Annotated in this window: 23 protein-coding genes, 2 tRNA genes and 4 pseudogenes; 12 read left to right on the forward strand and 17 right to left on the reverse strand. The window is 60.0% G+C overall.

What is annotated here, in order from left to right; translation table 11 throughout:
* Positions 1 to 524: 524 nt before the first annotated feature.
* From NKH35_RS27845 to NKH35_RS27860, 4 genes and pseudogenes are all read right to left on the reverse strand, one after another.
* Complete coding sequence (locus NKH35_RS27845) at positions 525 to 1,322, reverse strand: alpha/beta fold hydrolase (RefSeq protein ID WP_156936044.1); 798 nt, start codon at positions 1,320 to 1,322, stop codon at positions 525 to 527.
* A 143-nt stretch (positions 1,323 to 1,465) separates the two neighbouring features.
* A pseudogene (locus NKH35_RS27850) lies at positions 1,466 to 1,639 on the reverse strand (IS110 family transposase); the annotation flags it as partial.
* Positions 1,640 to 1,901: 262 nt separating this feature from the next.
* Positions 1,902 to 2,147, reverse strand: coding sequence for a hypothetical protein (locus NKH35_RS27855; protein WP_023804518.1), 246 nt, complete (start codon positions 2,145 to 2,147; stop codon positions 1,902 to 1,904).
* Between the two features lie 275 nt (positions 2,148 to 2,422).
* Entirely contained in the window at positions 2,423 to 2,695 is a 273-nt protein-coding gene (locus tag NKH35_RS27860; RefSeq protein WP_348524314.1) for a helix-turn-helix domain-containing protein, read from the reverse strand.
* A 130-nt stretch (positions 2,696 to 2,825) separates the two neighbouring features.
* Here NKH35_RS27860 and NKH35_RS27865 point away from each other — a divergent pair, with 130 nt between their 5' ends.
* Positions 2,826 to 3,338, forward strand: coding sequence for a helix-turn-helix domain-containing protein (locus tag NKH35_RS27865; RefSeq protein ID WP_081740608.1), 513 nt, complete (start codon positions 2,826 to 2,828; stop codon positions 3,336 to 3,338).
* A gap of 14 nt (positions 3,339 to 3,352) precedes the next feature.
* Here NKH35_RS27865 and NKH35_RS27870 read toward each other — a convergent pair whose 3' ends face one another.
* The 4 genes from NKH35_RS27870 to NKH35_RS27885 all read right to left on the reverse strand — a co-directional run bounded on the left by NKH35_RS27870 (position 3,353) and on the right by NKH35_RS27885 (position 7,003).
* Positions 3,353 to 4,606, reverse strand: coding sequence for a CapA family protein (locus tag NKH35_RS27870; RefSeq protein ID WP_023690244.1), 1,254 nt, complete (start codon positions 4,604 to 4,606; stop codon positions 3,353 to 3,355).
* A 73-nt stretch (positions 4,607 to 4,679) separates the two neighbouring features.
* Positions 4,680 to 5,528, reverse strand: coding sequence for a transporter substrate-binding domain-containing protein (locus NKH35_RS27875; protein ID WP_023690243.1), 849 nt, complete (start codon positions 5,526 to 5,528; stop codon positions 4,680 to 4,682).
* Positions 5,529 to 5,578: 50 nt separating this feature from the next.
* Positions 5,579 to 6,331 (reverse strand): ABC transporter permease, encoded by a 753-nt coding sequence (locus tag NKH35_RS27880; protein ID WP_023690242.1) that lies wholly within the window; start codon positions 6,329 to 6,331, stop codon positions 5,579 to 5,581.
* Positions 6,332 to 6,343: 12 nt separating this feature from the next.
* The gene (locus NKH35_RS27885) at positions 6,344 to 7,003 is read right to left on the reverse strand and encodes an ABC transporter permease (protein WP_023683618.1); all 660 of its coding nucleotides are present in this window, start codon (positions 7,001 to 7,003) and stop codon (positions 6,344 to 6,346) included.
* A 267-nt stretch (positions 7,004 to 7,270) separates the two neighbouring features.
* Here NKH35_RS27885 and NKH35_RS27890 point away from each other — a divergent pair, with 267 nt between their 5' ends.
* The 6 genes from NKH35_RS27890 to NKH35_RS27915 all read left to right on the forward strand — a co-directional run bounded on the left by NKH35_RS27890 (position 7,271) and on the right by NKH35_RS27915 (position 11,891).
* Positions 7,271 to 8,209 (forward strand): LysR family transcriptional regulator, encoded by a 939-nt coding sequence (locus NKH35_RS27890; protein WP_023690241.1) that lies wholly within the window; start codon positions 7,271 to 7,273, stop codon positions 8,207 to 8,209.
* Between the two features lie 973 nt (positions 8,210 to 9,182).
* Positions 9,183 to 9,443, forward strand: a complete 261-nt coding sequence (locus NKH35_RS27895) for a metal-sensing transcriptional repressor (protein WP_023684828.1) — start codon at positions 9,183 to 9,185, stop codon at positions 9,441 to 9,443.
* Positions 9,440 to 10,471, forward strand: coding sequence for a cation diffusion facilitator family transporter (locus NKH35_RS27900; protein WP_023694080.1), 1,032 nt, complete (start codon positions 9,440 to 9,442; stop codon positions 10,469 to 10,471). Before NKH35_RS27895 ends, NKH35_RS27900 begins: the two co-directional genes overlap by 4 nt.
* A 39-nt stretch (positions 10,472 to 10,510) precedes the next feature.
* Positions 10,511 to 11,224 carry a HoxN/HupN/NixA family nickel/cobalt transporter gene (locus NKH35_RS27905; RefSeq protein ID WP_023690239.1) on the forward strand — a complete coding sequence of 238 codons (714 nt, stop codon included), beginning with the start codon at positions 10,511 to 10,513 and terminating at the stop codon, positions 11,222 to 11,224.
* 134 nt (positions 11,225 to 11,358) lie between these two features.
* Positions 11,359 to 11,547: a hypothetical protein gene (locus NKH35_RS27910; protein WP_023699951.1), complete on the forward strand. Its 189-nt coding sequence runs from the start codon at positions 11,359 to 11,361 to the stop codon at positions 11,545 to 11,547.
* A 98-nt stretch (positions 11,548 to 11,645) separates the two neighbouring features.
* Complete coding sequence (locus tag NKH35_RS27915) at positions 11,646 to 11,891, forward strand: hypothetical protein (protein WP_023723634.1); 246 nt, start codon at positions 11,646 to 11,648, stop codon at positions 11,889 to 11,891.
* A 1,018-nt stretch (positions 11,892 to 12,909) separates the two neighbouring features.
* Here the strand turns inward: NKH35_RS27915 and NKH35_RS27920 are convergent.
* The 4 genes and pseudogenes from NKH35_RS27920 to NKH35_RS27935 all read right to left on the reverse strand — a co-directional run.
* Positions 12,910 to 13,203 (reverse strand): helix-turn-helix domain-containing protein, encoded by a 294-nt coding sequence (locus NKH35_RS27920; RefSeq protein ID WP_084566836.1) that lies wholly within the window; start codon positions 13,201 to 13,203, stop codon positions 12,910 to 12,912.
* 323 nt (positions 13,204 to 13,526) lie between these two features.
* Positions 13,527 to 13,826, reverse strand: a complete 300-nt coding sequence (locus NKH35_RS27925) for a DUF1236 domain-containing protein (RefSeq protein ID WP_023669226.1) — start codon at positions 13,824 to 13,826, stop codon at positions 13,527 to 13,529.
* A gap of 1,301 nt (positions 13,827 to 15,127) precedes the next feature.
* Entirely contained in the window at positions 15,128 to 15,253 is a 126-nt protein-coding gene (locus NKH35_RS27930) for a hypothetical protein (RefSeq protein ID WP_023690236.1), read from the reverse strand.
* Between the two features lie 341 nt (positions 15,254 to 15,594).
* A pseudogene (locus NKH35_RS27935) lies at positions 15,595 to 15,792 on the reverse strand (DoxX family protein); the annotation flags it as partial.
* A 617-nt stretch (positions 15,793 to 16,409) separates the two neighbouring features.
* On the opposite strand from NKH35_RS27935, the pseudogene NKH35_RS27940 reads away from it, so the two are divergent.
* The 3 genes and pseudogenes from NKH35_RS27940 to NKH35_RS27950 all read left to right on the forward strand — a co-directional run.
* Positions 16,410 to 16,622, forward strand: a pseudogene (locus NKH35_RS27940) (nucleotidyl cyclase domain-containing protein); the annotation flags it as partial.
* 261 nt (positions 16,623 to 16,883) lie between these two features.
* Positions 16,884 to 17,174 (forward strand): hypothetical protein, encoded by a 291-nt coding sequence (locus tag NKH35_RS27945; RefSeq protein WP_352917071.1) that lies wholly within the window; start codon positions 16,884 to 16,886, stop codon positions 17,172 to 17,174.
* Positions 17,167 to 18,354, forward strand: a complete 1,188-nt coding sequence (locus tag NKH35_RS27950) for a site-specific integrase (RefSeq protein WP_050587499.1) — start codon at positions 17,167 to 17,169, stop codon at positions 18,352 to 18,354. Before NKH35_RS27945 ends, NKH35_RS27950 begins: the two co-directional genes overlap by 8 nt.
* A gap of 45 nt (positions 18,355 to 18,399) precedes the next feature.
* On the opposite strand, the gene NKH35_RS27955 is transcribed toward NKH35_RS27950, so the two are convergent.
* Positions 18,400 to 18,476 (reverse strand) — tRNA-Asp (locus tag NKH35_RS27955).
* Between the two features lie 218 nt (positions 18,477 to 18,694).
* Here NKH35_RS27955 and NKH35_RS27960 point away from each other — a divergent pair.
* Positions 18,695 to 18,770 (forward strand) — tRNA-Val (locus NKH35_RS27960).
* A 42-nt stretch (positions 18,771 to 18,812) separates the two neighbouring features.
* Here the strand turns inward: NKH35_RS27960 and NKH35_RS27965 are convergent.
* Both NKH35_RS27965 and NKH35_RS27970 read right to left on the reverse strand, forming a co-directional pair.
* Positions 18,813 to 19,679, reverse strand: a complete 867-nt coding sequence (locus NKH35_RS27965; protein ID WP_023690230.1) for a toll/interleukin-1 receptor domain-containing protein — start codon at positions 19,677 to 19,679, stop codon at positions 18,813 to 18,815.
* Positions 19,680 to 20,209: 530 nt separating this feature from the next.
* Complete coding sequence (locus NKH35_RS27970; protein ID WP_031203220.1) at positions 20,210 to 20,773, reverse strand: hypothetical protein; 564 nt, start codon at positions 20,771 to 20,773, stop codon at positions 20,210 to 20,212.
* 87 nt (positions 20,774 to 20,860) lie between these two features.
* Here NKH35_RS27970 and NKH35_RS27975 point away from each other — a divergent pair, with 87 nt between their 5' ends.
* The gene (locus tag NKH35_RS27975) at positions 20,861 to 21,682 is read left to right on the forward strand and encodes a M15 family metallopeptidase (RefSeq protein ID WP_198025862.1); all 822 of its coding nucleotides are present in this window, start codon (positions 20,861 to 20,863) and stop codon (positions 21,680 to 21,682) included.
* On the opposite strand, the gene NKH35_RS27980 is transcribed toward NKH35_RS27975, so the two are convergent.
* Both NKH35_RS27980 and NKH35_RS27985 read right to left on the reverse strand, forming a co-directional pair.
* Complete coding sequence (locus NKH35_RS27980; RefSeq protein ID WP_023690227.1) at positions 21,683 to 22,453, reverse strand: SDR family oxidoreductase; 771 nt, start codon at positions 22,451 to 22,453, stop codon at positions 21,683 to 21,685.
* Positions 22,454 to 22,466: 13 nt separating this feature from the next.
* A pseudogene (locus NKH35_RS27985) lies at positions 22,467 to 22,955 on the reverse strand (ABC transporter permease); the annotation flags it as partial.
* Positions 22,956 to 23,054 lie beyond the last annotated feature (99 nt).

Below are 23,054 nucleotides of genomic sequence, written 5' to 3' on the forward strand. Positions count from 1 at the left end.
CGGGTTCGAAAGCAAAATGTCTTTGACGGCAGCGCTGGCGGTCTTAACTTCAGTCTTGGTCATGGTGGCGTTCCTTCGCGGGAATCAGGTGACGTTGAACATCACCAGCCTGCCATGACCGCCCTCTCTCAGCGAATTTGCAGAACTCTCAGCACACTACCGAGTCTTGTCCGGGTTCATGACGAATGCCTCGCACATTTCAGTTGCGGGCGATCGGCGCTTCGGCGCGCCGGTCACCAGCTATTGCACCAGGTATCGGTCATACTTTTGGATTGGTTCGACGCCTGATTGCGAAACGCAATGTGCGGGTGTCGGCGCTGGAGCCGGCCACACCCCGCGCGCAGATGTCTGGCCTTTAGAATTCGGTTTCGCGACGTGACGTCAGCGCAGCGGGTGTCGAGGCGCCCGCTGCGCTTTCAGTTCTGCAATGCCAGGTCGCGCTATGATCGCGACGATCTGCCTGACGCCTCGGCAGGTTCCTGTTGGCCGGGAGGAAGCGCCCTACCTGCCCCCGCTGCCAGATGTCATTTGGCGGCTTCGACCGCTTCCAGAATGACCGCGGCTACTTCTTTTGGGTGCGACAGCATCGGGACATGGCTGGACGCAATGGTTTTGACATGGGCGTTCATGGTCTTCGCGCTGTCTGCAAGCAGCTTGGGATCGATCATCTGGTCATTCTTGGTGACCACTGCCCAGCTCGGTTTCGACTTCCAAGCCGCCGTCGTCACCTTCTCGTCGAAGTTCCCACCGCGCACTGGGCCTTGTGTGACCGCGATCAGATTGGACTCCGCCTTCGGAACATCCGGAGCGAAGTATTTGGCGATATCGTCGTGCGACAGCGTCAGAAAGCCCCCGGCATCAACCTGCGGGTGCGCCAATCCGGGCGGGGTCGGGTAATTTTTGTTGAGATCGGACGTCGACTGCCCATCGCCAGGAGAGAAAGCGGCGACATAGACCAACGCCTTGACGTGGTCGTCATTGCCGGCCTGGGTAATAACGGTCCCTGCCCAGGAATGGCCGACCAGAATGACAGGGCCTTTTTGCTGCGCGATGGCGCGCTGCGTGGCGGCCACGTCGTCGGCAAGCGAGGTCAGCGGATTTTGAACCGCGACAACGTTCAGGCCCTTTGCCTGAAGCAGTGGAATGACTTTGTCCCAAGACGAGCCGTCGGCGAATGCGCCATGGACAAGAACGACTGTTGTCGGGGCAGTCTGCGCCAGCCCCGGTGTCGAACCGCCGGCGGCAGCCAGGAGCGTGGCTGCTGCAAACATCCCGATGCCTGCTCGCCGAATGCCAAGCTTTGAGATGGCAATCCTTATCATGACCTCTCTCCTTTTCATTTGCTTATGATGCCCAGACAGATGCCCGTTCAAAGAACGAAGTGCCATTGCACGTTGGTATAGCCTATACTTTTGGATTGGGCCTGACAGGCGCGCCTTGGACGTGCCAATGAGGATTGCCCCATCAGCGGCCCCGTCTCGAACACGATCCGCCGGGCATACGGTGCGCGCTTGCGGATCACCGCCGCGAGCAGTTGCGGGTCGGACGCGCACTTGCCCCGCCAAATCCTCTTGCCGCCCTGCCGGATCGATATTGCCGTCTCTTTCATGGATACGTCGAGACCGATATACTGTTCCATGGCTGTCCTCCGTTCGATGCCTGGGCCCGGTGTCGATCGTGAGCCCGTTCTTCATCCTATCGGGGGACAGCCAGCCGGCTAGAGGTTGGAACATCGCCGCCACATCGAAGGTGGCCACCGCTCCCGCGATTACGTCATGTTCGTTCTCCGGCCCCTTTTCAGTCGTTCAATGTCACCTGTGCGGATGGCCGCACCTAGTGCAAAAAGCAAGCGGACGTCGGCGATGAGATTTAGACGATCGCTCGAAGCTGCGCCTTGTTCGCTATTGCCGTTTCGCCAAGCGCACGCCAGCGCCACCGCCGTTTTCCGAAATGAACTCGATGCCCGCCCTTTCCAGGGCACCACGGATCGCATTCCGATTTGCTATTGTGATTGGAGGGACGCCATCCGCAGCTTCTGCGCGCCTAACTGTGGCTACTCCCACGCTCGCCGCATCGGCCAAATCTTCGGCACTCCAACGTATTAATCCTCGCGCTCCTCTGATCTGGGCGCCCATAATTTCTTTCATATCATCTAATTTCAAGTTGATCACTTATGGCTCATGTGATATGAAATCGCTCACATAGTTTTTCTGCTTCCAAAGTTTCATAGGAGCAGGGGCTCACATTTGGACTCGGCTGAGGGACGTGCGTCGGGGGGCATCCCAGCCTGACCACAACCAAGCTTCAGGAAACTCGGATCATGGCTGATTCCGACAATATCACGACTTTGCCTCTCGTCACCCGCCGGGGGGTAGTTGTGGCGGTTGCAGCTACGAGACCTGTCCTTCCGCCAACGGGACATTCAAACCTGAGGATCTAAGAGCCGAACACCTTCACCCTTTTGACCAGCGGACAAGAATTCGACACCTGCTTTTATCAGAGCCGCCTCAATGGCCTGCAAAGTGCTGATCCGGGAATCTACCGTGCCGTTTTCCAACCGGACCAACGCATTCAAAGACACAATTGACTTGTCGGCAAGCTCCTGCTGCGACCAACCAAGCAAAGCCCGTGCGGCTCGAATCTGTCGTGGACTGACCATAAGTCCACAATCGGCAGGCAGATTTTTCTTTGCCACCAATAGGGTAATTTTGAACCCTATAAGGTATTTTTAGTGGCGATTCGACCTGCAGATCACATCGGTGCGAAGAGCCCGGCGCGTAGCGACAGACTCTCTGTTCGGCTGACTAGTGGAGGATCGAAAGGCCTTGTTGAAACAGCAACGCTCCGTCCTCCTTCGGACGGGGCCGAAGCCAAATATCGACAGAGACCCTCATCTCGCCGATCAGCATGTCGGCAGGCAGATTGCGACCGTTCGCGTCCAGTCTGACGTATCGCAAGCCCAGCTTGCCCGATCGATAGGCATCAGCTTCCAGCAGCTCCAGAAATATGAGAACGCGCGGAATCGCGTGAGCGCTTCGATGCTCTACGAGATCGCCAGCTCGCTCGGCGTTCCTGTCAGCCGCTTCTTCGAAGGCCTGCCGGGAAACGATGAGACCCGCGTCGAGGCGCGGCCCCTCCCGGTCGATGAGCGCCTGGATTTCATTGCCAGCGCGGAGGGCCGGCGCCTGATCGAGGGGCTTGTCAAACTTCCGCCGCGTGTGCGCGGTCGCGTCTCGTCCCTAATCACAGCGTTAGGAGAAGAACTGGCCGTGATGGACACAAAGGCGGATAGCGAGACAGCCGGCGAATCCGCGCCGGCTGAATTAAAGACGCCCTGAGGGCAGGCGGCTTGTCAGCCGAATTTTCGTGCAGCGGGCACGGCGATGCGGCCGCAAGCCGAGGACACTTCGATTTCGACCCCGAACGCCCGCGAGCGGGTCGCGAATCCCTCGAGGACCTCTCTCGCCGCGCTTCCCGTCACGGCGACGGGCACCAGTCTGCCTGTTGCCGATCCGAGAGACTGAGGGTCCGAACCGATCGCGACGGGCAAGAGATCTATGCCTGCGAGGTTTCCGCCCGCATCATAGCGGCACGCGGCGACGATGCTTTGCCAGACTTCCGGTGGGTTCCATTCGGTTTCGTCGGGGTGGACGTGGAATAGGAAGTTTCCGAGGCCGTAAAAGATCGGGGAGCCATTGTAGATTTCCACGGCCTGCAGCACCGGAGCGCCGTGGCTGACGAGCAGGTTCGCGCCGGCGTCGATGCACATCCGCGCAAAGGTCTGCACCCAGCGGGGCACGTCCTGCCAACCTGGTTCCCAATGATGGTGGTGCAGATAGGCAATGACGAAATAGCCTTGTGCCGCCGCGTGCCGGATGGCGGACAAATGGACACTCGCGCTCCACTGATCGACTTCGATCAGCCGGCCGAAATCGGCGGCTTGCGTGAACACGGTGCCGTAGAAATTGATCTCCTTGCCGGCCGCCACCTCCATCGGGTCCTCCGGTTGCGCATAGTTGGCCAATTCAAACGGGGAGCTTTGCAAATGAGCGCCCAGCCTTGCCAGTCGCCGGAAATGTCCGTCAGGCACCCCTATCTTGCGAACGGTGTTCAGGCGATTGACGCCGGGCCGAGCCGGCCGGAAGGCCGTTCGGTCTTCGGCATACATGTTGGTCGGGCCGGGGCCTGCATCCATCGCAAGAAGCGCGACCTCGCGCGCGCCCAGCCGGCGGCGACCCGGTTTCCTGGCGTCAGTCTCGTCGGCTCCGATGCCGGCATGCAGGAAACCGCGTGCTTCCACTTCCTCCAGGGTCGAGAGGATACCGCCGGCGCCGAGATCGAAGGCGTGGTTGTTTGCCAGAGCAAGCGCGTTGAAACCGATGGCCTGCAATGCGTCGAGCACTTCAGCCCTGGAATATCCGAAGTATTTGCCCTTGGTCGGCCACCCGCCGTGCTTGCCCAGGATCGTCGACTCGAAGTTGGTAAAGACGACGTCGCCTTGGCGCAGGAAATCCGTAACCGCGATGAAGCGTTCGTCTTTGAGGTCACGGATGTCGTGCTTGATCAGGGATTGGCCGGTAACGACCGCGCAGAACTGGTCTTTCATGGAGCTCGCCTTGAAGGAGGGGAGGGCGCTGGCGTTCCGGCCGGCACCTCGTCAATGTCGAAGTCGGTTGCCTCTATTGCGAGATGGCTGGCGAGATATCGCTTTTGAACCATTTCAGGCTCAGCGCCTTGATCGTTCCATCCTTCGTGGCCGCGTCGATGGCGGCGTTGAACTTGGCGAGCAACTCCGTATCGTCCTTGCGCAAGCCGGCGCCGACGCCCGGCCCCCAGAGCCCGCCATTAAGTTCAGGGCCGAAAAACACCACATCCGAACCGGAAGGCGTCTCCAGAAAATCGCGCCAGGTGAAATAGTCGGCGAGGCCGCCGTCGATGCGACCCGCGGCAAGATCGAGCTTCATGTTGTCCTGGCTGTCATAACTTCGAATGGTCACGACATCGCCCAGCATTTCCTTCACGACTGCTTCCGAATTCGACGAGCGCAGGGCCCCGATCGCCCTGCCGGCGAGTGTCGATCTGAGGCGTTCGATGGTCGCCTTTTCCTTGTCGCCGATGGTCGAAAGGTTGACCTTTTCCTTGGTGTCGCCGGCGACGAGACCCAGGTCCTTGCGCACCACGAACTGGTTGAAGCCGGTGGCGTAGGGGATCGAGAACGCGATCGACTGCTTGCGTTTTTCCGTGATCGCCATGCCAGACATGATCACGTCGAACTTGCCGACAAGCAGTGCCGGGATGATCCCGTCCCAATCCTGCGGGACAAAGGTACATTTGATCTCGATGCGACGACACAGCTCCTGTCCAACATCGATATCGTAACCGTAAAGTTGACCGTTCGCGTCGGTGCCGTCCCAGGGCGGCGAGGCGCCTTCAGCGGCAATCGATATGACGCGCTCGCTTTGCGCGCTCGCCGGGACTGCCGACATCAGGGATACGATAGAAACAGCAATAGCCAGGGGTATGCGCATGATGCACCTCTTCGTTGGTTGGATGGAAAGGGGAGCCCAGAACCTGGGCGTCAGGGCAGGGGGGGCGTCGTGATCTCTGGGTCAGGTAGGGCGGGGCGCAATCGCGCCTTTCGTCGGCGAACCGGATGGCCGTCGGTCGACAGCCATCGCTCCAGCAACTGGATCGCTTTCACCGCGATCGAGGTGAGCGATAGGTAGATCGCTCCGGCGACGATGAAGATTTCGTACGGCGCGAACGTGGTCGACACCATCTGTCTCGCCATGCCGGTGATCTCAAGCAGCGTCACCGTGCTCGCGAGCGACGAGCCCTTGATCATCCCGACGATCTCGTTGCCGTAGGCCGGGAGCGATATCCTGAAAGCGATCGGGAAGGTGACCAGGCGAGCGATCTGGAAGCGTTTCAAGCCGAGAGAAGTGGCCGCCTCGGTGACACCCTTAGGCACGGACTGGAGACCACGGCACAGGATCTCGGTGGTGTGTGCCGCGCTGTTCAGCGAAAATGTCAGAAGGGCACACCAGAAGGGGTCGCGCAGGATCACCCAGAAGATGCTTGTTCGCACCGCCTCGATCTGAGCGAGGCCGTAGTAGAGCAGAAAGAGCTGAACCAGCATCGGCGTTCCGCGGATCACATAGGTGTATGCGAGCACCGCGAGCGAGAAGCCGGGACGTCCGAACGCGCGGATGAAGGCCAGCGGCACGGAAAGAAGAAATCCGGCCGTCAGCGACAAGACCGTCAGGGTCAAAGTGAGACCAACGCCCGAAGGCAAGACAACCACTGCGTCAAATATCAAGCCGAGGTTCATGGGCCTTCCCTCCTACCGGCCGAGAGCCGGATAGCGCCGCTCAGTCAGCCGGATCGACAGCAACGTGACGGTGGTCAGCGAGAGATAGAGAGCGGAGGCCGCAAGGTAGAAAGTCAATGGTGCGCGCAAGGATCCGGCCCCCACATACGCAACGCGCATGATGTCGGTCAGGCCGACGATCGAGACCAGTGCGGTATCCTTGAAGAGCGAAATCCAGAGATTGCCATAGGCAGGCAGCGCCAGCCGCAGCATCTGCGGACCGATGACGAACATCCAGCGCTGCCAGGCGTTCAGCCCAAGCGACTTTGCCGCTTCGGTTTGGCCCGCTGGCACTGCCGCAATCGCGCCGCGAAACACTTCGGTCGCATAACCGCTGAAAATGACCGAGAGCGCGATAACCCCTGCGGTGAATGCGTTCACCTCGACATACCGGCCGGCGATCTTGCTGGCGAGCGTGGTTCCGCCGAAGTAGATGAGCAGGATAACGAGAAGTTCTGGTACACCACGGACGACTGTGGTGTAGGCGGCCACGACCGCGTTGAGGCGCGGCTTTGCCGTGCCCTTCGAAATCGCCAAAAACAGCCCGAATGCCGTACCCAGGCAGCCGCTGACAAGAGCCAGGCTTATGGTCACGGTAAGTGCGACAACAAACTGAGTAGTAAAACCACCCATGGGGCGCTTTCCTCGGCTCGCAATTGCCGCAGGATACGCCGGTCTTTATTGCCGAGACCAAGCCATATAACCCAAGGTTGCGAGTTGTTATATTTCTAATGTGCAGTTAATTTGAGATACTGGCCAATTCTAACGCTTGAAATTACACACAATCTATAACTTTTATTATTTTATCTATAACGCGTCGTTATATACTGAGGCAGTTCGTTGCTCCCCAGGTTGGCGTTGTCTGCCGCCGGGTGGTTATCAGGGAAAGGCGCGCAGGGAATGGAGTTGTTGCAGAGCGACCTCAAGCTCCGTCAGCTGAAGGTCTTCCGGGAAGTGTTGCGGGCCGGTTCGACTAGGCGGGCGGCGGTTGCGCTCGGGATAAGCCAGCCGGCCGTCAGTCAACATGTGAAGCAGCTTGAGACCACGCTCGGCATCACACTCTTCAAGAGATCAGCCAACCGCATCGTCCCCTTGCAGGAAGCCTGGGAACTCCTGCGAAACGTAGAACTGGCCCTGACGTCGCTGGATCGCCTGGACGCGTCGATCTTCGCTATGAAGAACGAGGAAAAGCAGCGGATTGCGATTGCCGCGCCCTCTGTTTTCGGTTTCGTGACCTTGCCCAAGGTCGTGGCGATTATCCGCTCACAGACCGCTTCGAATGTCCGGTCGATTTCTGGAAGCTACGAGCAGATCGGCGAACACATCCTGGCCGGCCGCGCCGATCTTGGAATTTCGAGACTGCCTCTGGATCCAGGCTTGTTTGAATGGGCGCCGCTTGGGTCGGCACGAAACGTATGCATTTTTCATCCCGACCACCGCTTTTCAAAACAGACCTGCATCGAGGCGCAAGACCTGGCAGGCGAAACGATCGTCGATATCGATCCCCAGTTTGCCGCCCACCAGATGAACTTCAATGCCTTGCGCTTCGCCGGCGTTGAGCCGGACATACTGGTGGAATTCGATTGCAACGGTCACGAAGCCGGATACGTTTCGGCTGGCCTGGGCATTTCGATCACAAACGAGATCATCGCACGTGAGTACGCGGCGTTTCAGTTGGGAGTAAGGCCAGTGGAACCGTCCGCGCTCTATCACTACGTGGCGATTTGGCAGAGGGGCAGGACCTTTTCCAACGCCTTGAATGTATCGCTCGAGGCGATAATCACAGCGTTTTCGAAGACGCCGACGAGAGAGCAACAGTTTCTCCAGACGTCGTCCTAGCCGGCCATGGTTTATTTCGGTTGGGACGTGCCGCATAAGGCCCAACCGGGAGGCTTTCTGCGAAGTGGCGCGAATGGCTAGCCTGAACGGCCAAACTGATAGCGAGCGCTCCGCGAACGGCTGGATCGACGGCCCCTATCCGGCGCAGATGGTGCCGTTGGCCGTTCCCGAAGCGGTGCAGGAATTGGTGGCTTCCAGTCTAGAAGTCCAGTCTCGCCCAATGGGCGGCCCTACGCCGCCTTAAGCGCAGGCAATTGCGGGATTACTCTCACCAGGCAGGGTGCTCGTCTGGACTGGCACTGGCAATCCGAAAAGCGGACAGACCTCCCAGAGCGCCGGCAGCTTGTTGCAGAGCTTGCGCGCTCCACGCCGTCCTTTCATGGCGCGGCGAAGTTTCTGTGTCGCGCTCGCTGGGCAACAACTCGCCGCTCCCTGGATCCTTGGGGAGCGACGAGCGCGGGTTGCTACCGAACCTTCCGCCGTCGTTGAACTATGCTGGATGAGTCCAGCTACTCCAGATCGATTGCCCGCCGGCTCATGCTGGCGGGCTTTTTGCGTCAGCCGGGAACATTCCCGCTCCAAGGCAGTTCGGTCACACCCGGCTCGTTCTTCAGCGGTCCGGCCGGTGACCAAGATGCGTCCCTCACTCGTCATGGTCGGCCCGCGCAGCCTCGGAAGCAGGCGCGGGCCATCCATCACAAAGCCCGCTGATCCGACCGACGGGCTTCTTCAGTTTCACCACGCAAAGAAAGGCCCGGTCGTGAACTGACCCCATAAAGTTGGACGGTTCATTGAGTTGGTAGGTTTAATGGCTGGTTCCTGTATTGCACAGGGGCCAGCCCTTTCAAGCCTAGATTCCAATTTCCGGAACCATTCAGCGCCATGGATACACGCTCTGCGGGGTGGCTGATCAAGAGCCGATCTGCGCTCACATCATACTTGACGCATCCTCCCCGGGGGGATACCGGTGGGCATGTCCGAAGGCATCCATAGTTCTCATCCGGCTATCGTGAAGCGCTTAAAGCGCGCACAGGGGCATCTTGCATCCGTGCTTGGCATGTTCGAGGCGCAGCGATCCTGCCTGGACCTGGCGCAGCAACTCCATGCAGTGGAGAGCGCCATCAGCAGCGCAAAGCGAGAACTGATCCACGATCATATCGAACATTGTCTGATCGACACGGAAGCGGGAGGCAACTCGCTGGCAGAGCTCAAGCAACTGGCGAAATACCTATGACCAGTATCGGCGCACGCGTCTTGGATTGGTTCGGCTTCGGGTCACATGATCATGACGCGCATGCTCATGACGATGGCTCGCACGGCCATACGCACGGGGTCATCGACGCAACGATTGCAACCACTGACCGCGGCATCTGGGCCATCAAATGGTCGTTCGTCATCTTGGCCATGACGGCGGCATTGCAGATGGCCGTGGTGTTGGTGTCACGCAGCGTGGCGCTGTTGGCCGATACGATCCACAACATAGGCGACGCCACAACCGCCATTCCGCTCTGGATCGCATTCATGCTGGCACGACGCAAGCCGTCACGGACCTTCAGCTACGGCCTTGGCAGGGTAGAGGATCTGGCCGGTATCATTATCGTGCTGATCATTCTGTTCAGCGCCATCGTCGCCGGGTACCAGGCTATCGAGCGCCTGGTCAGTCCGCAGGCAGTGACTCATCTCGGTTGGCTGACCGCGGCGGGCATTGTCGGCTTCCTCGGGAATGAGGCCGTCGCGGTGTTTCGCATCCGTATCGGCAGGGAAATCAACAGTGCGGCGCTCGTCGCCGACGGCTACCATGCCCGCACCGACGGGCTTACCAGCCTTGCAGTGGTCATCGGCGCCATGGGCGTCTGGCTCGGATTTCCACTGGCCGATCCGATCATCGGGCTTCTCATCACGGTCGCTATATTCGGTATCGTCTGGCAATCGGCGCGCTCAGTGCTCACCCGCATGCTCGACGGCGTCGAGCCGGGCGTGATGGCCGAAATTCAGCATGCCGCTGCGCATGTGCAGGGTGCTCGCGTTGTCGACGCCAAGGCCCGCTGGATTGGCCACAAGTTGCATGCCGACATCGCTATTGCAGCCGACGGAACCTTGCCTCTCTCAGAGGCAAACAAGATCACGGCGGCGCTGGAGAACGAACTGTTCGAACACATGCCGGCGCTCGCAGCTGCCAACATCCGGTTTTCGACCGACCAAGGTGAGCACGAGCATCCGCACTCTCATGATCAGGGCGAACATCACGGCCACCAGCACTGACAACTGCCGGAAACCACTCGCTTTTGCCGGTCTCGGCTGATGTTCCAGGCGCTTGTCGAATTTCAGCGCTCCATATACCTGGCGCTCGCAGATCAGATAAAGCTGCTGTCAGTTGGCGGTGATTGGCTTGCGTTCCTTGCCTTTCTGCCGATGGGCCTCCTGTTCGGTGCGGCACATGCTCTGACGCCCGGCCACAGTAAGGCTGTCTTGGCGACTTACCTTGCAGGTTCGGATGCGAAGGTTTCGCGCGGCCTCCTGGTGTCGATTACGCTGTCCTTCACTCACGTGGCGACAGCGGTGCTGATCGCCGTATTCTCCCTGCCGCTCGTCTCGATTGCATTGGGCAGCGTTGGACGCGCACCACTGCTTGAGGGTGTGAGTCGCGGTCTGCTCGGGCTGATCGGCGTCTGGATGCTTTGGCGTTCGGTGAGCCACGGCCACCATCACAAGCATGAGGGCGAGGCCGTTGGAGTCATGGCCGGTTTGATTCCGTGCCCGCTGACCCTTTTTGTCATGACCTTCGCGATTTCCAGAGGGGTGCCGGGAGCTGGAATTCTGTTCGCAATCACCATGATGGTGGGCGTGGCCCTAACGCTGTCCAGCGTGGCGGTACTGTCGATCTTGTTTCGGGAGCACCTGGTGCATTTTTTCGACAGCAGGCCACGGCTGTTCGATACCATATCGCGAGCAATCGAAGGCGCAGCGGGCCTTGCCCTCGCCAGCGTAGCGGTCTGGCAACTTACAGCCGGATAGAGCCACAGCTGTCCACAGACCCTCTCCTTTCTTAGGAAAAGGCGATGAGAAGCTGCGGCACGCAAGGCTGCTGGAATTCTGGGAGGATGATGGAAATGGCCGTGCCTAAGAAATAGCGCGCCACCTACGCCTGGATGTACGGCGCCCAAGCGCGCAAGGATGGCAAGGAGCGTGAGGCGCCAGCTTACTGGCAGGAACATGCCGATGCGTGGCTGCAGGGCTTTGACGGTGTGGCGATGGCTGGTTTTGGTAAGACCAAGACCGTCAAAGACGAGATGGAAGCCGAGGTCGACGAAGCCGCCGTCGAGCGGCCCGCCGAATAGCCATTTTGCCGTATGCTGTATGGTCGTTTTTGATTGAAGAAAGGGCTTCGTTGGGCCTATAGAGATTGCGTTTACCATTGCCTTTTTGGGAGGATGCGATGGTTGCAACGCCCATAGAAATCGCTCAAGCCGCTACTGCGACTACGGCCACCTTGCTGAAGTGGCAGAAGTCCATGGAGGAACGCGCCACGTTTCGCCAGAACATGGATCAATCGCGCAGGGCGATACAAGCCTCACGCGATCTGCTGAAGCGCCTTCGCCAACGTCATCGCGACGACATGGCGGAAAGTTCGGAAAATGCCAACCCGTCTACTGCGCCGATATCGCAACGCGCCGGCAGCTAGCGGGAGGCGACCAGAGCCGATGTGATGGGTAAAGTTTCACTGGCCGTTCCTTGGGTGGGCAGGCAAGTTAAACTTTGTCAACGAGCGGCCTTTTTCGCGCTCGCGGAAGCGCCACGTGGCTTTCGACCAGGCGCACGTGCTCGGCGTCGACAGTCACCAATGGCCGGAGGCTGACGGTTACCTTGTCCCCGTCGATGCGTGTGACAGGGCCGATCAATTCCATATGCTGGCCAATTACAGCCTTCGAAGTCGAATCGACAACAGAATGCGGGAAGTCGTAGGAGGGGATCGTCACGCTTATGCGATCGGGCGTCACGCGGCCGCGCACAATCGCCGTGACTGCGACCTCGTTGCCAACTTTGATAGTTCCCCGAGCCATGCCCAAGACTTTGGAGCAGCCGGCGCCAGCGTCAAGATGAGGGGGAGCTAATAAAACCCCTCCGCGCCGCGATGCAACATCCAGCGCTAATGCGGATTCCACCTTGAAAGATCGATTCCCCAGGTCTTATAATCCGTAATTAGCCTGTTGGAGGTGGAGGGAACTGCGATGGGCGGCACAGTTCAGAACACAAACTCAGACAGTGTGGAGTGGCCGAAGCCTGCTGAGAACGGCTGGTCCGCGTTATAGAGAAGGGCAAGGAAGACAGCTGATCGAGCTCGAATCTTATGCCATGGCCTCTGCGGAAGGCCAACGGATCCGTCTAATCTCGAGAAGTTCGGTCGCGAGGCTTTGCCGGTCCTGTCCCATTCCACTGGATGAACTGCGCGACGTACCTTTAGAATTCCAATGCCCCTCCTGTTCACGCCGTATGGTGAGAAGGGGATCCTGGCTGAAAACGATTGCCGGTTTCAAATGCGATAGTTGCAGGTCCAGAGTGCGGATCGGCTACGAAGAGAAGCTGGCCATATTCGAGCGGCACCTTAGAAAGGTGAGCGCCAGCACAAAGTCAGTGAACAACCGCCCTTGTTAGCGGCCGCTTTAGAGATCGGGTGCAGTGGGTACACGGGCTTTTCCCCGCTATCCTTTTTTCTCCCGGCCCCGCCACCGTCTATCATCGGCGGCTAGGCCGCTATCACCTTCTGAGCGGGCTAGCGATGGAGTGCCTTGGACGGTGAAAACGATTCCGGCATCCTCAAACGCTTTGCGGATGGCGGCGATGTTGTGGGGACGCGGTTTCCTGTATCCGTTCTCAAAAGCGCTGATCACCATCTCGCTAAGATTGGCCTTGGCGGCAAGTCGCACACGCGGCCAGTTCAGTAGGGCTCGTGCTGCTCTGACTTGATCTGCTGAGAGTACGGTTCGGCTGTCCATAGCCAGTCGAACATTTAGTATCGCTAAACTGTTCCCCTTGACCTTCTGCGATTTCTAACGGTGTGAGGCCGGCCTGTCGCAAGCCGTCATCGATTGTGGCTGCAACCTTTCGGACGGTTGTTACCTCGGCACCAACAAGACGTGCTGCCTGCATTCTTGCTTGGAGATCAGCCAAGCGGGCAACCAGGGCTTGCGTCCTCTCGAGTTCAGGGTTCGTCATGTTCATTGTCCAGCTGAGTGGCAATTCGATTTGTCCGGCTGAGTATCGTTTGAATGCACACACTCGCCACCCAAGGGTGGCGAGCGTGGGTTCGTTCGAAATCTCAGTCGTAAACTTTCACGATCTTGCGGGTACCCGGATCGACCAGGACCGTGCGGTTGTCGACCACCACGTAACGGTATTTGACGTTCGGGACCTCGTGGATCTCCACAGTTTCCGGCAGAGCTGTCCCGACGTTCAATTCCACGCCGGGAAGGTTCACCGAAGCCAAGGGCTGCTTCTTAACATACTCACGGATGACCGTGTCCTGTTCCGGCTGGATGATAATGTCGTCAGCGGCGGCGGAGCCGATCCCCGCCAAGAGCAACATGGCTGCGGCGGTGTTCACAAAGTGCATCTTCATATCTTCTCTCCTGCAAGGACCGGCACACGACGACCATCGTCCCGCACTGCCCGGCAACCAACTTTGAACCGGGGTAAACGTTCCCGCCTACGCACCTTTGTCTAATCCGATTGGTCTAAAGTCCGACCGTACAACGCAATGGTCTTACCTTTGGACTAGGCGGAACGGATTAGGGCTTCAGCTTGTTGTTTCTCCACAACGGGAGAGAACAAATGGATCAAAGTGTTGGCCAGGCGCGATGGTTGCTCGCACCGATTTTTGCAACAGCCGTTACCTTTCTGGTAATGGCGGTCGTCCTTAGCTGACATGTCTTGGATCGGCGCAGCCAGGTCCCTTCCTGCGCTGATAGGATTCGCGAGTTGCTTGAGCGGCTGGCAAATCCTCTATTTTACCGTGCGCTGGGCCTGCTCCTTCAGCAGGCGGGGCGCTTCGTTCAGCTCATGTAACTTGGGAGGTTTACTATGGATCGGCGATCCTTTTTGACAGCGATATTTGGCGTTGCAGGGGCAGCAGCCTTTGCAAGCGCGGTCCGGCCTATCAACGCATTGGCCGGTGTTCCAGCGGCAAAAAGCGGCATTCTCGAAGAACTCGACGCGCCAGACGCCTTCGACAACGAAGGTACTCACGCGGAAGTGGAGCCGGTCAACCATCGGCGCTACTACGACCAAGATTACGACCCAGACTACGACCCAGATTACTACCACCGGCGCCGCCGCCGCCGGCGCGGCTGGAGAAGAGTCTGCCGTAGTTACTGGCGACACGGGCGCCGTCGGGTCCGGTGCTATCGCCGACGTGGTCCTTCGGTCGTCTTGCGATTTTAGCTAGTCGGCTGCTTCTGCTCATGGCCCGTTCCGGCTGACGTGCTGAGAACGGGCCGGTGCTGCCTCACGGTGGCTGGCTTCAGTTTTTGTGTGGCACGATGTAGCGACTGCTCACCGCACCCGCCCCTGTGCCCCGCGTGACGACAATCGTGCTATACCCGGCTGGAAGGGAACCTGTAGCGGAGGGATCAATCGAACTGCATCGCCCCACGATCTCCCCGTTGGGAGCGCCCTCGAGCCTCACGGCTAACGCTAACTGGCATGTCTCAAGGGATCCGAACATGGACGGTGATGTATCGAGTGGCTTGCAGACTCCCTGGGCGGGACTGCAAGAAAGCAAAATCATCACAGCTGCAGTTGCCGGATCCATTCGTGAAGCTCCGTTGTTCGACGAGCCTCAACGCGGAATAGCGAGCTTTGTTTCGCAGGTGCTAAAATATGAGTTTTCTGGTCTGGCTCACGGTGGCGGACTTTTCATTGTCACAGCTTTCGCCTCTCAATTGTCGATCCCGAACGGTAAAACAGCCATCCGACGAGACACACCGAGAGGATTGCGATGGCCAGAAGGATGCCGCCGGCAATGTTCACCATCAACATGAAATCCATCGGACCTCTCCCTCTTATATGCCGACAGTCGGAAACTCGTGAAATCAACATGGGTGAACAGGTTGCGAACATGCTGCTACGGTTTTTGCAGAGCCACGGGATGAGACGAGACGGACCAGCACGACAGGGACTAGCTCTCGTCGCAACAAATTGACACACAAGGACTCGACGGAGTCGAACGGCAAGGGCAGGGACGCCATCAAGCGAATTTCAAAACCGGTGCCTTGGCCGACGGGTAATCGCTGATAACATCAAGGTATGCCCTGAGGTGACGTCACAAGGCAGTGTGCTGGGTGCCGATTGGGCGGGCGGGTTGTATGATGCCCGGCGTATTGGCCGGTTTAGAATGGAAGCTTGATTTCGCCGACCGAGAGAGGCCTACCGGCCGCTATGAGCGCCGCAACCGTCTCTCTGTCCTGTTGCCGGCGCTTCACGAGGCCGTTCAGCACCCTGTCGAGAGATATCGCGCCGGCGCCGGCTACGGCCAGGACGAACATGCCGCCCGCTTTGGCGAGATCCTTTTCGAAATGCAGCAATTTCACGACCATATCGCATCCGCAGCGCATGAGGTTTCTTGATCCCGACCGGGGCAGCACCTTGCGGTAGACAGGTGAGTCAGCCGGCCGCAGGCGGCCGACCTCTCGCCTTCCAGAGGTCCTGGAATGCGCCGACCGACCCCGTCGTGCTCGTCAATGTGTAGGTTTGCAGTGTGGTGTTCCTTCAAGGTCAATCAGCAGCTTATGCATGGAGGACCACGGCAAGCGGCGTTTTATTCCCGGACAGCGCAATTTCTGTCTCGGCAATGTGATTGGTCCGGGCGCCTCGTTTTTTTAACGCTCTTTGGCCCGCAACATCGGCCGTCCAGTTCGGGAATATCGGGGCCTTTCAAGAATTCGGATATTATGAGAGCAGCGACGCGTCGGGCGACGAAGGGGGAAACAACTTCGCAGTCTCGTGCGACAGCGGCAAAGCTGCCTTCCTCAGCAGCGTCGAGTAAGTGGCGGAGCAGGCTTTGTGTCCTGTCACTGTAGCCAATTTCCACCCGAGCCGAGAGGAGGCGCCTGGCTCAGCGTCTGCTTGCCGGCATCCTGTGTGGGGCGGGAGCGCGGGGGGCAGTCCAGGCGACCGGCAGGCAACACTCGCGTCTGTCTATCGCGGCGATGGGAGCCTCGTCGAGTTCAGCAGCGTTGTGGAAGCAGTCCGCTGCGCGCGTCAAAACGCTATTGCTAAGCACAATGCCGGGGTGCCCGATGATCGTCGCATTGAGTTCCGGATTGGCATTCATCTGGGTGACGTCGTGCAGGAGCACGATGGCGACCTGATGGGTAGTGGCGTCAACATCGCCGAGGGTATCCGGGTTGCCCGGGCGTAGCGGCTTTGAAGCCGCCGATTACAAGTATTCTCGCCCTGTGGCCGCCGATTCTGCGAATTAAGGATTGGACGAATAGGCATGGGGGAAAAAGGCCGTTATTCTAAGCCTCATTCACCCTCGATGCAGGAATAACGAGATCACGGAGTAGGAAAATCGCATGCTGTGCGGCGGAGGTGCTGACACGGGCGAAATTCACACCCGCTCAACGACAAGCGCCCATCCGCTGTCCCGATGGACGGTGGATAGAGTTTTGGTGCCATGAGCCAAACCCACACATTACAACCGTCATCTATCCGCTTCCCGGTACAGCCGCGGCTCGTGCCGGCGGTCAAGGCGGCGCGTTATCTCCACCTGACGCTGCGGGAATTCATGGAATTGCTGCCCGCGTTGCAGGATCAAGGCTTTCCCAAGGCCTGCCCAATCACCGGCAACTACGACATGGTTGCGATCGACTCCTGGCTCGATCAACGCTCGGGTCTTGCAGGATCGGGATCCGGCGGGCAGTCTAGCATTGACATTGCAAGAGCGAGGCTGGCGACCCTTGGGTAAGATCAAGTTGAAGCACTACGTCATCCGTAAGGGCAGGTACGGCTACTGGCTGCCGACGCCGAAGATGGTCGAAGCTGGCTTCAGATGCATTTCCTGTGGAATCGACGGGCCTGAGGCTTGGACGATAGCCAGGGAGTGGGAAGACCGCTGGCAGGAACTCCGCAAGGGCAGGGAGCCGTCGCGCCTGCATGTATGGCCAAAGGATTCCATCGGAGACGCCTTTGCACGCTATCGCCGCATGGATGCATGGAAGCGCAAGCCACCGCGCACCCGCGAGGATTGGGAACGCGGCTGGACCTTCATCGAGCCGTACTTCGCCGACCTGCCGCCAGCCGACATCACCCTCGAGCTGCTCGACGACTGGTATGGCCGTCTGCTCCGGGTCAAAGGTGTCGACATCGCCTACCGTGCCGTAAAGACGTGGCGTTCGCTCTATAATGTCATGGCCGGCATGAAGCTATGCCCGCCCGGCTCCGACCCATCGCAGGCGATCCGCCGCCAGACGCCACCACCGCGCCACCAGACCTGGACGGCAGGCGAGGCGGTGCGCATGGTCAAGGGCGCCTGGCGCGCCGGCTACCGCGGACTGGCCTGCGTCATCGCCGTTGCGTGGGACACGAGCTTCTCACCCGTCGACGTGCGCACGCTCACACCGGCGCAGGCAATGCAGACAGCACAGGAATGGGGTTTTCTGATTGCACGCAGCAAGAGTGGCGAGGCGGCTTTCGGCACGCTGTCGTCACGCACGCAGCGCCTGGTGCTGGCCTATGTCGAATCACTAGGCGTCACCCTGCTTGACGATGCGCCGATCTTTCGCTCGCGCGGTTTCGCGCCGGGCCCGAAGGGCGGCCGGCCGCGCGCCGGCGTGCCTTACACCAAGGATTCTCTGGTCGACGACTTTGCCGATCTGCGCACGCTGGTGTTCGGGACATCAGAGAAGCGGCGGCTGATGGACATGCGGCGTTCCGGCGCGGTCGAGGCAAATGCCGGAGGCGCGTCGGTCGAGGCAATCTCGGCCAAGATGGGCAATTCGATCGACGGGAACAAGGCGCTGCAGAAGACCTATATGCCGGTCAATCTGGCCGCCGTCCGCTCAGCTGACGCCAGCCGCCGCAAGGGCAGAACGCTGCTTGGCCTGGAACGGAACGAATACAGAAAGTTGAAACTCTCCGGAGAATGAGAGTTGAAACTTTTCAAGGGGCGGTAGCTAACCCCTTGAAATTAATGGCGCGAGTGACGGGGCTCGAACCCGCGACCTCCGGCGTGACAGGCCGGCACTCTAACCAACTGAGCTACACCCGCGCATTGGACGAGCACGTGTCAGCCGTGTTCGTCGTTGGGGCGGTGGATAAGGGGTTCGCCACCGGGTGTCAAGCGCAGCTGGACAGCATAAACGCAAACAGGAGAAGGTTTTTTGACGGGCGGCACTTTGCCCGCGAAAACCACTGTGCGGCTAAGCTCGCAGCTGTTCATTTGGCCTTGCGAAGCCGGTTGCGACCGCTTAAAGGTCCGGCCGGAGCGGGCGATTAGCTCAGTTGGTAGAGCGCTTCGTTTACACCGAAGATGTCGGCGGTTCGAGCCCGTCATCGCCCACCACTCAATTTCTTGATAAATCGGTGCTTGCCCGGAGTTACGGTCTCATATCCGGTTGTATGCGTTGTCGGCATTCTGCTTCCTGGCCTTGTCGCGTTCGAAAGGGGTGACGCAGACCAAGTCGCTCTCGAACGCTTCACGCCAGACGTAGCCGTCGCGGCAGGTGCTGTCGCCGTAAGGTCCGCCGGTCGGCGAACGATTGTTGCGGGCATTGGCATTCTGCGCCTGCACCTCGCCGTAGTCGGCAGGACTCACGCACACGCTGTCGCCGAAGATCGCCGATCGCCAGACGAATCCTTCCTTGCACCCTTTGGCCTCGATCGCTGCGGGCTCGATAGGCGACGGCAAAGGCAAAGGGGAGGGCCTCGGCCACAACGCCACCGTTGTCCCGCCGATGCCGAGCGCGATCATCGCGACCAGCCCGTGCAGCAGCCAGAGCCTCGGCCGCCGCGCCGCTGGCTTCGCTATCGCCGACGCAATCGCCGCCATATCGTCGTTGAAGCGCTCGTGGCGGACCTCCATGGCTTGACGCTTGGTCAGGTCCTGCAGATCGGGTGGCAAGGCGCTTTTCTTTGGCATGCTGGCGCCGTTGACGAGCACGGGGATGACGCGCACCCCAGCCTGGAGTGCCGTACGGATCTCCTTGCGCACGAAGTCGTCGGGGGACTCCAGCCGAACCTGGCCCTGCTCATCGGTAAGCGCGGCCCACTGCGGCCCCACGATCGCCAGCATGATTTTGCAGCTGGCCAAACTGCGGGCAAGCGCCACCTCAAAGTCATCGCCGGGGTTGAGCTTGTCGACGTCCATGAAGATGGACGCATCAGGAAGCGCGCGGTTCAGATTATCGTAGACGCGGCCCGCCACGCCGGAATCGGTCTGCCGTCGGTAGTTGATGAATACGTCGCCAAGCAAGGCCTGCCTCTTCCCACATCAACGAGAAGGCCCCAAAATAGCATGAGCGGTGACCTCGCAGCTAGTCTGGCGATGGACTGGCCATTACTGCGGGTGCAGTCCGTTTCATGTCTCGCCAGAGGACACATGCACCGGCCCTTCGCGTCGCACGGTGGACTAAGTACAAGAGGCCATTACGGCGCGTCGCCAAAGCGGAATATACACAAATGTCTTCCGTCTGGATGGCAGCTGCAGAGCAAGTTCGACCCACGCCCGCGACGATCGGCTCCGCCACTTCTTCCTGTTTCGGCTCGCAGATGCGGGCAAGCGTGTACTTGTCGACGTTGTTCGCATACGGCTTCGATATCGGCGTAGGTGCCGTGTCACCGTGCCGCGATAAGGGTTCACAGCGGTCGAGTTGACGATAGCGTTCTCAGCGAAGATGTTTGCGGTTCGAGCCCGTCATCGCCCACCATATCCGGCCCGCATATCCCGAATGCCAGGCGCGGCCGCAATGAGCCGCACCCGCCGTTCTTTCCTGGCGCGCTAGTCTATCGCTTGACGTAGCAGTTCTTCTTCACGCGGCGGATGGGATCCTCGCCAAAGGCGTCGACGCTGCATGTGACGCCGTTCCTGAATACGCCCTGGACGTACTGGCCACGCGCCCCGTATCTCACCACTTTGCGGCCACGGAACTCGCAGAACCGCCCCTCCGAGGCGCAGGCCACCCATCTGCCGCGGCCCTGGCCGTAATCATTATCGCCGTAATTGTCATCATTGCCGTAATTGTCGTCGTCGTTGTCACCATAATCATTACCGCTATCGCGCCTCGCAATATAGCAGGCCTTGTCGCGCCCGGGCGCCGGGTCGCCGAAGACGCGATTCGAGCAAGGCACGGAACGACGATCGAAGAAGCGGGAGGTGGTCTGGCCGCGCGCGCCGTAGACCACTTCCGAGGGGTAGGGCAGGCGGCACGTGCCGCCTTCATCGGCGCATTTCTGCATGCGCTGGGCCGACGCGGTGGCGGGGAAAAGGATAGAAACTGACGAGGCCAGGCCGACCAGGCAAATGAATGTAAACGTCATCCGGATCAAAGCAGTGAAGGTTTTTGACATGATTTTGTCTCCCGTTCGATTCGACCAGCATGGTACAGCTGCCTTGTTAAATGCACGATGAATGAAAGCCCTCGCGGAGGCAGCACAATGATCGACCATCCACGGCGGCTGATGTTACAGCTGCTATTGGCATTGGCAATCTCTGGTATTGGGCGCTTCGCCTATGCGGGGAATGTGGGCGACGGCGTCGACCAGCCCGCCGCCAAGGCAGCCTTGCTCAAGGCCTATCCCGGCCTTTTCACCATTTCGGGCAATGTCCTGACCTGGACCGACGGCACCACCATGGTGTGGAACGACGGCAAGCAGCGCGACGCCGACGCGCTGCTTGAGAGCCCCGACATCGAAGACATGTTTCGCTACGTCTATCCCAGAGCAGCCGAGGGCGCGCTTGTCCCGGCGGAGGATTTCGATCCCGGCCGTATCCGCAATGAACCTTTCTTCGAGAAGCTCTACGGGGCAAGTGCCGCCGAGGTGGGCAAGCACATCGCCAACGTCAAATGGTTGCCGAAGCTCGGCAAGAAGACCGTGCAGGTCACCAGGATTTTCGGCATCAACGACCAGCTGGGCAAGGTCTCCGCTGCGCTTGAGGCGATGCCCGCGGAGCTGAGCCGTTACGGGCTCAAGCCCGGCGGCGGCTTTGTCTGGCGGCCGATCGCCGGCACCGACCGGTTGAGCGTTCACTCGTTCGGAGCGGCCTTCGATATCAATGTCGGCTTCTCCGACTATTGGTACAACAACAGGAACAAAACCAACCCGAAGGCCCACATTCCCTTCAAGAACCGGATTCCGCTGGAAATCGTGGAATTGTTCGAGAAAAACGGCTTCATCTGGGGCGGGCGCTGGTATCACTACGACACCATGCACTTCGAGTACCGGCCTGAGTTGCTGCTGTACAAGAAATCCGGCTGATCACGGCGGCAGCAGCCGGAAATCCTTGCCTTCGGGGAGCAACTGGCCGCCGTCGACGACGATGGTGGTGCCGGTGATGTAGCTGGCATCGTCGGAGGCGAGGAACAGGAAGGCGTTGGCGACGTCGCGCGGACTGCCGAGGCGTCCGAGCGGGATCGAATCCTCCATGTTCTTGATGTAGGCGGCGCCGCGATGCAGCTCGATCGCTTCGGTCAGGATGTTGCCGGGCTCGACGCCGTTGACGGTGATGCCGTAGCCCGAAAATTCCAGCGCCGCCGAGCGGATGAAGCCGTTGATGCCGGCCTTGCTGGCGGCATAGTGGCCGTGGCCGGGGCTGGTGACGTGCGGACCGGTGATCGACGAGGTGTAGAGCATGCGCCCGTAACCTTGCACCTTCATCGGCGCCAGCGCCGCCAGCGTGGCGTTGAACGTGCCGCGCAGATTGACCGCCATCACCCGGTCCCAGTCGTCCGGGCTGGTGTTTTCGATCAGCTGCCAGGGATAGATGCCGGCATTCTGCACGACGATGTCGAGGCGGCCATGGCGGCTCAGCGCCAGCGCCACCGCAGCTTCTGCATCGGCCATTTGCGAGATGTCGGTGCGAATGAAATCCGCGCCGAGCTCGTCCGCGGTCGCCTGGCCGGCTTCGGCCTCGCTGTCGGCCAGGACCAGCCTTGCGCCTTCCTCGGCAAAGCGCAGCGCAATGCCCTTGCCGATGCCGCGCGCGCTGCCGACGATAAGCGCGACCTTGTCTTGCAGCCGTCCGGTCATGTGAGCTGTCCTGTCATGCGAGTCTTTGGCGAATGGTTTGCTTGAAGGCGTCGAGCAGCACGGCGGCGAGCACCAGCAGGCCATGGATCACCTGGGTGAAATTGGCCGGCAGGCCCATCAGGTTGATTGCCGTGTTGATGGAGGAGAGCAGCAGCACGCCGGCATAGACGCCGGGCAAGGTGCCGACACCGCCTTTCAGGCTGACGCCGCCGATGACGACCGCGGCAAAGGCGTTGAACAACAGCCCGGTGCCGAGATTGGCGGTGGCGCCCGAGGTGCGGATGGCGAGCAGCCAGCCGGCGAGGCCGGCAATGGCGCCGGCAAGTACGAAGGCGATGATCAGATTGCGGTTGACGCGAATGCCGGCGCGGAAGGTCGCGGTCTCGTTGCCGCCGATCATCACGAGGTGGCGGCCGAACGGCGTCTTGGCCATGATCAGCGAGAACAGGACGAAACAGGCGACGGCGATCCAGGCGGTCAGCGGCAGGCCCGCCAATAGCTGGGTGGCGCACCCGCGGGTGGCCCGCGCCCGCTACAGTGGCGCGCGGGCGCCCGCAATAACCCCCCCCCCGCCGCGCCCCCCGAAGTCGGTGTGGGGTAT

This window comes from Mesorhizobium sp. M1143, assembly GCF_040318435.1.
Lineage (GTDB): Bacteria > Pseudomonadota > Alphaproteobacteria > Rhizobiales > Rhizobiaceae > Mesorhizobium.

Coding starts and splice junctions, on each gene's coding strand:
- NKH35_RS27880 (WP_023690242.1), bottom strand. CDS start 6,331: ATGAACCTCGGCTTGATATTTGACGCAGTGGTTGTCTTGCCTTCGGGC.
- NKH35_RS27970 (WP_031203220.1), bottom strand. CDS start 20,773: ATGTCAAAAACCTTCACTGCTTTGATCCGGATGACGTTTACATTCATT.
- NKH35_RS27885 (WP_023683618.1), bottom strand. CDS start 7,003: ATGGGTGGTTTTACTACTCAGTTTGTTGTCGCACTTACCGTGACCATA.
- NKH35_RS27895 (WP_023684828.1), top strand. CDS start 9,183: ATGTCCGAAGGCATCCATAGTTCTCATCCGGCTATCGTGAAGCGCTTA.
- NKH35_RS27925 (WP_023669226.1), bottom strand. CDS start 13,826: ATGAAGATGCACTTTGTGAACACCGCCGCAGCCATGTTGCTCTTGGCG.
- NKH35_RS27845 (WP_156936044.1), bottom strand. CDS start 1,322: ATGATAAGGATTGCCATCTCAAAGCTTGGCATTCGGCGAGCAGGCATC.
- NKH35_RS27875 (WP_023690243.1), bottom strand. CDS start 5,528: ATGCGCATACCCCTGGCTATTGCTGTTTCTATCGTATCCCTGATGTCG.
- NKH35_RS27915 (WP_023723634.1), top strand. CDS start 11,646: ATGGTTGCAACGCCCATAGAAATCGCTCAAGCCGCTACTGCGACTACG.
- NKH35_RS27855 (WP_023804518.1), bottom strand. CDS start 2,147: ATGAAAGAAATTATGGGCGCCCAGATCAGAGGAGCGCGAGGATTAATA.
- NKH35_RS27975 (WP_198025862.1), top strand. CDS start 20,861: ATGATCGACCATCCACGGCGGCTGATGTTACAGCTGCTATTGGCATTG.
- NKH35_RS27920 (WP_084566836.1), bottom strand. CDS start 13,203: ATGGACAGCCGAACCGTACTCTCAGCAGATCAAGTCAGAGCAGCACGA.
- NKH35_RS27870 (WP_023690244.1), bottom strand. CDS start 4,606: ATGAAAGACCAGTTCTGCGCGGTCGTTACCGGCCAATCCCTGATCAAG.
- NKH35_RS27930 (WP_023690236.1), bottom strand. CDS start 15,253: ATGGATTTCATGTTGATGGTGAACATTGCCGGCGGCATCCTTCTGGCC.
- NKH35_RS27900 (WP_023694080.1), top strand. CDS start 9,440: ATGACCAGTATCGGCGCACGCGTCTTGGATTGGTTCGGCTTCGGGTCA.
- NKH35_RS27945 (WP_352917071.1), top strand. CDS start 16,884: ATGAGCCAAACCCACACATTACAACCGTCATCTATCCGCTTCCCGGTA.
- NKH35_RS27980 (WP_023690227.1), bottom strand. CDS start 22,453: ATGACCGGACGGCTGCAAGACAAGGTCGCGCTTATCGTCGGCAGCGCG.
- NKH35_RS27905 (WP_023690239.1), top strand. CDS start 10,511: ATGTTCCAGGCGCTTGTCGAATTTCAGCGCTCCATATACCTGGCGCTC.
- NKH35_RS27890 (WP_023690241.1), top strand. CDS start 7,271: ATGGAGTTGTTGCAGAGCGACCTCAAGCTCCGTCAGCTGAAGGTCTTC.
- NKH35_RS27910 (WP_023699951.1), top strand. CDS start 11,359: ATGTACGGCGCCCAAGCGCGCAAGGATGGCAAGGAGCGTGAGGCGCCA.